The following is a 9,516-nucleotide window of genomic DNA, read 5'->3' as shown; positions in this document are numbered from 1 at the left end:
GGAGTTGGAAGTGCTGAAAAAGTTGCGGGCGAAATACCCAACGATAGAAAAATGAAAAACGATGTCTCTTGACAATCCCCCCGGGAATTGCTATAATTTCCCGGAGGATGAGATGACTACCTGCAAAACAGAACAAAAAAAGATGAAATCTTCCAGCATCTGGAAGCCCGGGCAGTCGGGCAATCCGAGGGGTAGACCCCGGAAGGACAGGGCTCTTGCCGACCTGCTCCGGAAATTTCTGGGGCAACCATTACCCGACATCTCCCAGATGCCCCCGCCAGTTGCCGACCTGTATCAATCCGCGGTGGCTCTCTGGAAAAAAGAGAACATCCAGAAATATCAGGACTTATTCGTTGCCAAGCTCATCCTTGAAGCAACAATCGGCAAGGATGCGGCGGCTCGCCGGGAAATCCTTGACCGGGTGGACGGCAAAGTTTCAGAAACCCTTGACATCACCACCGACCCCTATGCTCTGCTTCCGCTACCGGTGCTGATTCAGAACCGGTTGCAGAAAAACGATGAACCTGAATGAAGCGTGTCAAGAAGTGCTGGGGCGTGATTTGCGGGCTGCTCTGGCGGATATATTGGGGTATCAGATACTTACCCCTGCTCAGGAGCAGGCGGTTGCGGTGCTGGGTAGAGAACCGAGAGTAGCGGCAATGGGGGGCTCAGCGAGCGGCAAGACCTTCATATTCGGGGCGGTTGCGACCATTGCCCTGACAATTTCACCCGGTGGGCGGGCATTGTTCGCTGCCCCGAAACTGGAGCAGGCAGAGAAACTGACCTGGCTTGAGGTCTGCCGGTGCATTCAGTTTGCCCGGGAGCGTGGGTTTGAGCTGGCGCCATTCGGGCTCGGTATCCGGGAGTGGTATCCTGCGGGCAAGGAAAAGCGTCCGGACTGGTGGGGAATGTGCTACGCCCTGTCCGACCGAAACAATGCCGCCAGCGTCAAGGGTCTACTTCACTCTCAGACCCGGACACTGATTGTGCTTGACGAGCTTGAAGGGATTGCACCGGAGGTTCGGGAAACATTTGAGGCATCGGCGATTACCGGGCGACCCACCTCGCACATCTGGTGCAGCTTCAACCCAATTTCCCGCGCCAACGCCTCTGCCTCTTTTTACTTTTCGCTTCCCGAGCATTGCCGGCTTCGGTTTTCCACTCTGGAGGCAGCGGAGTGGATGGAGAAAAACGGAATATCCATTCCCGGAATACCTACACTGAAAGAGTTGACCGGGAAATGGCAGGGAAGGGAACAAGACCCGATGTATCATACCTATGTGCTTGGCGAGTTTCCGCCCGAAAGCGAGGAATGGACAGTCATCCCCGAAAATGTTTTTCAGCAGTGCGTTGGAATTTCAGTTTCGGGGAATCTGACTGCTCTCGGGATTGACACTGCCGCCGGAAGCAATGAGACCGTGATTGCTTCCGTGAAAAACAACGTGGTGTCAATTCCGTATGCTTCCCGGGCACATCACGGGACGCAGGAAGTATGTGTGCGGGTGAAAGATATTCTGCGGGAATTTCCAGCTGGCACGCCGGTTGTGGTGGATTACATCGGGTTAGGCGGAAAGGGGGTAGTTGACATCCTGAGACTTGACGGCGTGAATGTTTTACCCTTTATCGGCGGAGCAAAAGATTTCTGCGGGCACACTGACCCGACCAAGCTGACTGCGAATGTTGCTACCTGGGCGTGGTGGGAAGTGCGGGAGCTGGCAATGAAAAAGGCAATTTCCTTTCCCGATGACCCGGTGCTTCGCCGGCAGTTTGCCCGCCGGTTTTCTGTCACCGCAGATAGAGTGTACCAACTGGAGATGAAGGAAAAGCTGGAGACATCGCCCGACCGGGCGGATGCGGTGGCAATGGCGGTGCTGGGAGCAACTGTCAAGTCCCGCGCTGGAACACTGGAATGGGGGGTGCTATGATAGGATTTTTGCGAAATATTGCAAAAAAGGTGCGAAGGCAGCAAAGGGAAGGGTCACTCAGCTGGGCAGCAGTCTTCGGAGCTGTCAACCCCAACAAAATCTCATCAGTCCCGCAAGCATACCAGCGGGTTTCCACGATATATGCTTGCCTGCAGCGAATTTCCCAGTCGCTCACAGTGCCGCTGATAGCATACCGGAATGGCGAGGTGATAGCGGACAATCCGATGTGGAATGAATTTTTGCGTGAACCCTATCCGGGCTGGGATTATGCGACCTGGGTGATGATGATGACTTCCCGGCTTCTGCTGTTTGGTTCAGTCCGGCTGGTGCAGGAGAACCCCGCAGTCTTGACAGTTTACCCAGCCTCACCGGGAGAACGACTACCAGAAAAGATTTCTCCGGATATGGTATATGAGCTTGCCCTCTTTGACCCTTCGGCGGCACATCCCCGCAGAATATTCCCACCATCGCAAGTTATAGAGCCGGTCTGGCGGGCACACTTCGCCGGTTGGCAGCAAATTGCGAACTCGCTTGAGCAAGGAAGTGTCAAGCGGGGATTTCTGCGAAAGAAGACACCCTCCGCCAGTCCGGAGGAGCGAGGTCAACTCATCCAGAAAGTCCGGGAGGCACTGTCCACCGCCGAGCAGGCTGGACGCCCGCTCTACCTGGAAGGCGATGTTGACTGGGTTGAGATTGCCCAGTCCCTCATTGATTCGGGAGTTCTTGAAACGCTCGGACGCACCCGGGAAGAGATTGGGCAGGTGTTCGGTGTGCCACCCGCTCTTCTATCCTCCGCGGAAAACCGCTATGCCAACTACCGCGAGCAACTGCTGGCTTTCTACGAGTGGACACTGCGGCCACTCTGGCGGCTTCTTGCCGGGGGGTTGACGAATTTTCTATCCACCCGCCCGCAACTGCAGGGTGTCATTGACCGGGTTGAGTTTGGCGAGCAGGACTGCTGGCTTGTGTCCGAACTACAGCTTCAGAATGCACTGGCAATTCGGAACCTGACCGGCGTTCCGATTATGACCATCAACGAGGGCAGAGAATTAGCAGGATTGCCTCCGTTTGAAAGCCCAATGGCAGACCAGCTCTGGATGCCCATTTCCCTGTATCCGGTGGGCGGCTCTTCTGGTGAAAGCACTGAGCAGCAGACAAGAATTCTGGTTCAGTCTCCGAAGAAGGAAATCCGGCTCTTGAAATGGCAAGCATATGAACGGCAGCGGGCAGGCTGGGAGCGGCAGATGGCAAAGAAAGTCGGCAAACTTCTGGACGAGATTTTGCAGGAAACACTTGACAATTTACCCGATTTAATCAAGACCAAAACCATTACTGTCCCCTATGACCAGCAGAAAGCGATTGACCGGGCGGTGAAAATCCGGATGGCACTATACCCGGCGATGTGGGCGGATGGAATTGAAAACGGGCGGGTGAAAGTAGGGCGAATGGAGCAGGCAGAAGACCGGGCATTGCGACCTGAAGCAATAGTAGAACTGCGGAAGCGGGCGAAGGCTTTCGCGGAAAAGGTAGATACCGAAACAGCAAAGAAACTGCGGGAGATACTGGAGCAGGGATTTGCCGATAATTGGGAGCTGGATGATTTCGTCAAGGCAGTTCAGCAGTCAATTGTGCTGGATTGGTCAAGGGCAATTCGGATTGCTCGCACCGAAGTCGGCGGGTGTCTGAACGGAGGCGAACTGCAGTTCTACCGTGATGAAGGGATAGAGAAAAAAGAGTGGCTGGCGACGCAGGATGACCGGGTGCGAGACCCGCACCTTGAAGCCGATGGGCAGATAGTGCTTGCGACCGAGCCATTCATAGTTTTTGGTGAACCTCTGCAGTATCCGGGCGACCCGGCGGGTTCACCGGAAAATATCGTCAACTGCCGGTGCACGATATTGCCGGCATAGATAGGAGGTGCGAATATGAGCGAGAAAAAAATGAACCACCTTGAGGTAGTCAGGCAAGCAGAAGTTAAGGATGAAAAAAATATCAAGGTGGTGATTGTAAGTGAAATTCTGAACTTCAACGGCTGGGTGGTAATTCCTGATGGTCTGCAGACTATCACTCCTGATGGGCGGGTGCCGTTGCTCTGGCAGCACGGCACGGCAACTCCGAATATTCCGATTGGCTGGGTGGACAATTACGAAAAGGGCGAAGTGAAAGTAGCCGATATGGCTGTGCCGGTTCTACGGGCGAGGCTTCACTTCTGGACTCCAGAGGAAACCGAAGGCTTGCCGGCAGACCTATCTGGTTTTCCGCAGATGATATGGGAGATGTGGAAGTCGGGCATTCCGCTCGGTGTGTCCATAGGGTTCACTCCTGTCGGTGAGCCCGAATATGGAAAGCCGACATATTCACTCTGGGAAACTTCCGGGAAAGTTCCGGTATTTTCCAGGTGGATGCTGCACGAAGTTTCAGTGGTATCAGTCGGAGCAGACCCGCTGGCTCTTGCGGCTTTCCGGCAGAACTACCAGCCGAAAGTTCAGATGCATACACAGGGAGCTGTGCCATACGAAGACACCCCGCTGATGGACAGGGATGAGGGCTGGGATGCGGATGCGGCGGTTCAGCGGTTGCGGAAGTGGGCGAGTTCGGATGGTTCGGGCGACCCGGAGAAAATAGACTGGGCGAAATACCGGCGAGGGTTCGGCTGGTATGATTCGGATAATCCTGAGATATTCGGGTCATACAAACTTCCGCATCACGACATAGTAGAGGGACGGCTGAAGGTGAACTTCCGGGGTGTAGCGGCGGCGATTGCGGCATTGCACGGCGGGCGAGGCGGAGTGGACATTCCGAAGGCAGATATTCCCGAAGTGGAATCACACCTTGACAAGCACAGACGGCAGTTTGAGGAAGAGGACTTGACAAAAGGAAAAGAAACTGGTATACTGGAATACAGTCCCAGTAGGGACGGGCTTTTGCGAAGGCTCAGTAGAGCCTTTAGAAAACCTTGATAGACTTTTTGAGGAGGTTGAGATGGAAATCAGGCTTGGCGACATCCCTGGCATTACGCCGGAGGAGAAAAAAGGACTGGAAGCCGCCTTTGGGGTTCTTGGTGAAACTCTGAAACAGAATTTCACTGAGGACCTGAAGGGCGAACTCGCTGCAATGGAGCAGCGAATTCTGAAGCGGGTGGCAGATTTCAAGACCAACCCCGCCGAGCAGCGAAAACAGCAGTATTGCCTGGAGCTCATACAGGCACTCAGAGGGCGAGATTACGCTGCTGCCCGTTCGTTGCCTGGCAAGTATCCCGAGTTAACCTTCCTGACCCAGGCAAATGAAATCGGGAGTTCCGCTGCTGGTGGGGTATTGCCTTCCGAAACAGTCAATGATGTTGTGGACTTTTTCACCCATCTACCCGGCATTCACAAGTTCGTCAAGCGGGTGCCGGTTGGTGCGCTCAGTGGGAAGGTCCCGATTTTCACGGATTCTGATGCGGTGGCGACGGTGGTCGCTGAATTCGGCACACCGGGCAATATCAAGCCGACTATCACGAGCGACCAGTTCACCCTGATGCACTGGGCGAAAAAAGTGGTGCTTTCCGGGATTGTAATGCGGTATTCAGTCCCGGCATTTTATCAGGCACTGGTAGAGTATGTGGCACGGGTGCAGGCGAACACCTATGACAAGCAGATTGCGGTTGGGGCAGACAGCAATGAGTTCCTGGGACTGGAGAATGCCGAAATTGAGGAAATCACTACGGGCACGACCATCATAGACAGGCTGCGGGATGTATATTATGCCCTGCCTGAAACCGCAGTGCCGAACGCAATCTGGACGATGAACCGGAAAACACGCGGGAAAATCCACGCAGCGCAAGATGGTGATGGCAGGTATATCTTCCCGCAGAATGTGGAGCTGACTGAGCTGTTCGGTCATCCAATCGTGACGAACTCATATCACTCTGATGACCTCGTGTTCTTCGGCGACCCGGGCACATACTTCATCTACGAGGGTATGGCGTTGACAGTCAAGGAAATTTCGGAGGGCTGGTCACCGAGTTCTACTGACTTTGTGGGTATTGTGGTTGGCTGGGATGCGGATGGTGGAGTTGCGGTTGCGGATGCCTGGCGGAAAGCCAGTCTGGTGATTGGCGGAGGCGGTGGAGGCGGTGGCGAATAGAATGAAGCGATGGGAAAGGGGGCGGGGCAAAAAAGCCGATTTCGGCGACATCTCCGGGGCCCAGGCAGTACGCCGTGCGCAAAGGAGAAACCCCGCCCCCCTGAAGTCCCTGCCGGTGCGGCTGTTCGCGACCGGGCTTGTCAAGTGGCTACCCGAAGCAGAGGCTCACCGGCTCGTTCGGCAGAAAAAAGGAGAGATTTTGAATGTCTACGATTACGACACTACCTGAATTGATTGCTAAGTATTTACCGCCCGGGCACCCGGTGGCAGAAAATGATTACTGGGCTAACCTGCTTGAGCGGGCTGCGTTGCTGGTTAAGGCTGCAGTTGGGCGGAACCTGGCAGAAGATACATATACTGATGCCGGATACTTGCGCGATAAAGGTGTTCATTGGTTCTGGCGATTGCGTGAGCCCACCGGGGTAGCAATTCCATATGAGCAGTTCACCGAGATTACCCTTGACGGAATTACTGTGCCGGCGGAAGAGGTCAACATCACGCCGACGATAATTGAGTTTCTCACGGGCTACGAAAATCAACGGGTGAAAATCACCTATCCCGGTGGTTTCTGCCGCACAACCGAGCACGCCCACGCTATCAAGTCCGAGATTGCCCGGGTGCTTCTGGCATTGCACCATCAGATGGAAATGGCAGGGATTGACAGCACCCGGGGAGCAGTGCCCTTTTCCATTCCCAGAGCGGGGGAATTGATGACGGAAATCAGCCGGCATCTGGCTCAATATGTGGTCTGGGAGACACCGAATGGCTGGGTGTAATACGCATACGGCGGAGTTTTTCAGGGTGGCGTCAACCCTGAAGAGTGGTGAAGTCGCAATGCCGCAACTGTCAAGTCTTGGTTCGGTCGGGGTGCGGATTGAGGATGTATCAACCCAGCAATCCAGAATTCAGGATATGGGGCTATTGTATCAATGCCGGTGGGTCGTTTTTTTTGATGGAAATTTTCTTTCAGATAAGGTTCAGGCTGGTGACCGGCTTGTGGCTCGGCGGCTATACCGAACCGAAGAGCAGCAGGTATATGAAATTGTCCAGGTGGCATACGATGACCATACGGGCTATGCTCGGGCATATATTCGGGAGTGGATATGATGGACTGGCGGCGAGGCGATGAGGCAATGACTACGCTGTATCGGTATTTTCTGCGCGAATGCGGGAAACTGCTCACACGGAGGATGAAAGGGCGGATACCGGTGGATACCGGATTTGCTCGCCAGAGTATCACCTGGGAATATGACACTCCGCATTCGGTGCGGGCGGGTATTCTCAATCCACTGGTTCGGGATGGAAGCCGGGCAGTGTATCCGGTGCTGATTGACCAGGGAATCAAGCGGCACTTTCTGCCTGTGATTTCGTCCACCGGCGAAGTGCGGCATCTCTGGGAGGCCTGGCTTCGGCATCATCATCGGGAGGATGCATTGCCCAAAATTATCACCCGCGGGCCTCGCAAGGGAATGCTGTCAAGGGGTGGGCTGATGGTCTGGGGCTACCGGGTGGCCTGGTGTTCTGGAACAATGGAGGAAAGCCGACCAGAGATTGAGCAGATGTTCGCACGATTGCGGTTAGGGGAGGGGCAATGAAAATTCACTGGACTACACTGGGAAATTCCATCGCTGACCGGCTGAAGGAAATCCCGGGTGTGAAAGATGTAGTTCTTTCAACCCGGGTTGATGACCTATTATTCTTGCAGCCATTGACAAACTCCTACCAGCAGGGAGAAATTGCGGCAGCGGTGAACCTGATTACCTGCAGTGTGGAAAGCAAGGGGACTTTTCTGCTATTCAAGCACCAGTTTCTGGTATTTTTCTTCCAGCGGATACCCGCAGGCGGAAGCAGAGTTCAATATCCATCTGCCTGCGAAAATCTGGTCAATACCCTGCTGGATACGGTAGGAGAGAAAATCAGCGGATGGCAAGACCATTCGCAGAGAATAGAAGGTGTCAACATTGCCACCGCCACAATTGCCAGTATAACCCCCTATCCGGCAGAGGAACTACTGTCGGCAGGGTGGCTTGGAGTGATGGTCGGGGTCAATATTGACACTATTGAAAACACCAGAGAGGAGGTGTAGGTATGGCTACGCTGAAAGCACAGATTGGGCTGGTGACGGTTTCATTCGGCCCGGAACCCCAGCCGGCGATAATAAAATATATCGGGGACATCCGGATTCGCTTCGGCGGCAAGACGGTGGAAGTGAATACCGAAGACTACGGCGGAATTGCGGATATTTTCCGAACAAGCAAATACATAGACATAACAGGAAAGCTCTACTACGCGGACCTCAAGGCGTGGTTCTATGCATCCGGTTTCGGCGGAGAAGTAAGCCAGCTGCAGAATGAATACTCTTTCGGGACAGACACAGTGGTTCTTCCTGAAGGAAAACTGATTTTGACGACTTCACTGACCGATGGAACACAGGTGGAGATTACCCTTGACCGGGTGAAGGTTCTGCCGGGCGAGGGCGATATCCCGCTCTCCAAAGATGAAGTCGCCAGTTTCCCGGTGATTTTCCGGGCAGTTCAGCCGGATGAAGGAACTTCACTCGGAAAAGTGAAATTTACACCGCCTGAATAACGGCTGATGACCGCAAGGAGGAAAGGTGAAGAAAGAATATAATACAGACAACCCAACAGTGGCTGCGGCACTGGCAGCACTGGACAGGGGGGCACAGATAATTCTGCACCCCAGGCAGGAGCAGAATGGAATATATGATTTCGCTGTTCGGTTTCCGGATGAACAGCGGTATAAAAAAGCGGTCAGTATTCTCTTCTGTGTGGCAGATGAGAACGGAAAAGCGAAAATCCTACCCCGGAATTCACTGGTCTTGTTTTCCCTGCGTGTGCGAGCATTAACCAACGCAATATTCGCACGGATTGACCAGCTGCGGAAAAATCCGAAACACGACAATGTGATTGAAGTCAGCCGTGAAATTCCGCAGAATGAAAAATGGGAAGTCCAGAAGGAGGAACAATGAGTGCAGACGAAAAGCTGACGATTGTGTTGCGGGGCACAGAATTCAGCATACCACTCAAGCCGACCATCGGAATTCTGCGGCAGCTGGCGAAAACTGACAGTCTTCAGTTTCCCGCAGTTTCCACAGATAATAGTCCGCGGGAAACATTTGAATTGCTTGTCAAGGCTGCGGACTTCGTGGGTGCGGTGATAAACCGAGACCCCAACTGGATTGACGCCTGCGAGCCTGCGGAGGTGTTTTCTGCCTTCTGGAAAATTGTGAAGAAGTGGCAGGAGACCGGTTTTTTTCAGCGACTTGTCCCGAGCCAGGAACCCCCGCCGACTTCCGGGAGTGGGTCTGGGACACCATCGCCTGGCTCGCCAGAACCTACGGGTGGAGCTTGAGAACTATTGACGGTGTGAACATTGAGGAATTGCGAGAGCTCATTGCCGCTGAATGTCGGTGGCGTGAGCGGGAACGGGAAATGGTGAGAAG

The 9,516-nt window shown here is 54.0% G+C and carries 13 protein-coding genes; all 13 read left to right on the top strand.

Annotated elements, in window-relative coordinates; genetic code table 11:
• Positions 1-112 precede the first annotated feature (112 nt).
• The 13 genes from ABJK56_RS06075 to ABJK56_RS06015 are packed head-to-tail and all read left to right on the top strand — an operon-like array spanning position 113 to position 9,425.
• A complete protein-coding gene (locus tag ABJK56_RS06075) occupies positions 113-532 on the top strand; it encodes a DUF5681 domain-containing protein (RefSeq protein WP_347243770.1) in 420 nt (139 codons plus the stop codon).
• Entirely contained in the window at positions 519-1,925 is a 1,407-nt protein-coding gene (locus tag ABJK56_RS06070; RefSeq protein ID WP_347243769.1) for a hypothetical protein, read from the top strand. The genes ABJK56_RS06075 and ABJK56_RS06070 overlap by 14 nt, the downstream gene beginning before the upstream one ends.
• Complete coding sequence (locus ABJK56_RS06065; protein WP_347243768.1) at positions 1,910-3,835, top strand: phage portal protein; 1,926 nt, start codon at positions 1,910-1,912, stop codon at positions 3,833-3,835. Before ABJK56_RS06070 ends, ABJK56_RS06065 begins: the two co-directional genes overlap by 16 nt.
• A gap of 15 nt (positions 3,836-3,850) precedes the next feature.
• Positions 3,851-4,885: a hypothetical protein gene (locus ABJK56_RS06060; protein ID WP_347243767.1), complete on the top strand. Its 1,035-nt coding sequence runs from the start codon at positions 3,851-3,853 to the stop codon at positions 4,883-4,885.
• Between the two features lie 22 nt (positions 4,886-4,907).
• On the top strand, positions 4,908-6,053 hold the full coding sequence (locus ABJK56_RS06055; RefSeq protein WP_347243766.1) for a phage major capsid protein: 1,146 nt from the start codon (positions 4,908-4,910) through the stop codon (positions 6,051-6,053).
• A gap of 1 nt (position 6,054) precedes the next feature.
• Positions 6,055-6,282 (top strand): hypothetical protein, encoded by a 228-nt coding sequence (locus ABJK56_RS06050; protein WP_347243765.1) that lies wholly within the window; start codon positions 6,055-6,057, stop codon positions 6,280-6,282.
• Positions 6,257-6,829, top strand: coding sequence for a hypothetical protein (locus tag ABJK56_RS06045; RefSeq protein ID WP_347243764.1), 573 nt, complete (start codon positions 6,257-6,259; stop codon positions 6,827-6,829). The genes ABJK56_RS06050 and ABJK56_RS06045 overlap by 26 nt, the downstream gene beginning before the upstream one ends.
• Complete coding sequence (locus ABJK56_RS06040; protein ID WP_347243763.1) at positions 6,816-7,160, top strand: hypothetical protein; 345 nt, start codon at positions 6,816-6,818, stop codon at positions 7,158-7,160. Before ABJK56_RS06045 ends, ABJK56_RS06040 begins: the two co-directional genes overlap by 14 nt.
• A 26-nt stretch (positions 7,161-7,186) precedes the next feature.
• On the top strand, positions 7,187-7,648 hold the full coding sequence (locus ABJK56_RS06035; RefSeq protein ID WP_347243762.1) for a hypothetical protein: 462 nt from the start codon (positions 7,187-7,189) through the stop codon (positions 7,646-7,648).
• Positions 7,645-8,139: a hypothetical protein gene (locus ABJK56_RS06030; protein ID WP_347243761.1), complete on the top strand. Its 495-nt coding sequence runs from the start codon at positions 7,645-7,647 to the stop codon at positions 8,137-8,139. Before ABJK56_RS06035 ends, ABJK56_RS06030 begins: the two co-directional genes overlap by 4 nt.
• Before the next feature lie 2 nt (positions 8,140-8,141).
• Positions 8,142-8,642, top strand: coding sequence for a hypothetical protein (locus ABJK56_RS06025; protein ID WP_347243760.1), 501 nt, complete (start codon positions 8,142-8,144; stop codon positions 8,640-8,642).
• 25 nt (positions 8,643-8,667) lie between these two features.
• Complete coding sequence (locus ABJK56_RS06020) at positions 8,668-9,042, top strand: hypothetical protein (protein ID WP_347243759.1); 375 nt, start codon at positions 8,668-8,670, stop codon at positions 9,040-9,042.
• Positions 9,039-9,425, top strand: a complete 387-nt coding sequence (locus tag ABJK56_RS06015; RefSeq protein ID WP_347243758.1) for a hypothetical protein — start codon at positions 9,039-9,041, stop codon at positions 9,423-9,425. The genes ABJK56_RS06020 and ABJK56_RS06015 overlap by 4 nt, the downstream gene beginning before the upstream one ends.
• Positions 9,426-9,516: the final 91 nt, after the last annotated feature.

The organism is Thermogutta sp. (assembly GCF_039793925.1).
In the GTDB taxonomy this organism is placed as follows: domain Bacteria; phylum Planctomycetota; class Planctomycetia; order Pirellulales; family Thermoguttaceae; genus Thermogutta.
The sequence above is the reverse complement of the archived record's forward strand: the minus strand, read 5'-3'. Positions and strand labels throughout refer to the sequence as shown.

What these genes read in the sequence shown, in the direction of transcription:
- ABJK56_RS06055 (WP_347243766.1), top strand. Translation starts at nt 4,908, where the DNA reads ATGGAAATCAGGCTTGGCGACATCCCTGGCATTACGCCGGAGGAGAAA.
- ABJK56_RS06035 (WP_347243762.1), top strand. Translation starts at nt 7,187, where the DNA reads ATGACTACGCTGTATCGGTATTTTCTGCGCGAATGCGGGAAACTGCTC.
- ABJK56_RS06070 (WP_347243769.1), top strand. Translation starts at nt 519, where the DNA reads ATGAACCTGAATGAAGCGTGTCAAGAAGTGCTGGGGCGTGATTTGCGG.
- ABJK56_RS06015 (WP_347243758.1), top strand. Translation starts at nt 9,039, where the DNA reads ATGAGTGCAGACGAAAAGCTGACGATTGTGTTGCGGGGCACAGAATTC.
- ABJK56_RS06045 (WP_347243764.1), top strand. Translation starts at nt 6,257, where the DNA reads ATGTCTACGATTACGACACTACCTGAATTGATTGCTAAGTATTTACCG.
- ABJK56_RS06075 (WP_347243770.1), top strand. Translation starts at nt 113, where the DNA reads ATGACTACCTGCAAAACAGAACAAAAAAAGATGAAATCTTCCAGCATC.
- ABJK56_RS06060 (WP_347243767.1), top strand. Translation starts at nt 3,851, where the DNA reads ATGAGCGAGAAAAAAATGAACCACCTTGAGGTAGTCAGGCAAGCAGAA.
- ABJK56_RS06065 (WP_347243768.1), top strand. Translation starts at nt 1,910, where the DNA reads ATGGGGGGTGCTATGATAGGATTTTTGCGAAATATTGCAAAAAAGGTG.
- ABJK56_RS06050 (WP_347243765.1), top strand. Translation starts at nt 6,055, where the DNA reads ATGAAGCGATGGGAAAGGGGGCGGGGCAAAAAAGCCGATTTCGGCGAC.
- ABJK56_RS06040 (WP_347243763.1), top strand. Translation starts at nt 6,816, where the DNA reads ATGGCTGGGTGTAATACGCATACGGCGGAGTTTTTCAGGGTGGCGTCA.
- ABJK56_RS06030 (WP_347243761.1), top strand. Translation starts at nt 7,645, where the DNA reads ATGAAAATTCACTGGACTACACTGGGAAATTCCATCGCTGACCGGCTG.
- ABJK56_RS06025 (WP_347243760.1), top strand. Translation starts at nt 8,142, where the DNA reads ATGGCTACGCTGAAAGCACAGATTGGGCTGGTGACGGTTTCATTCGGC.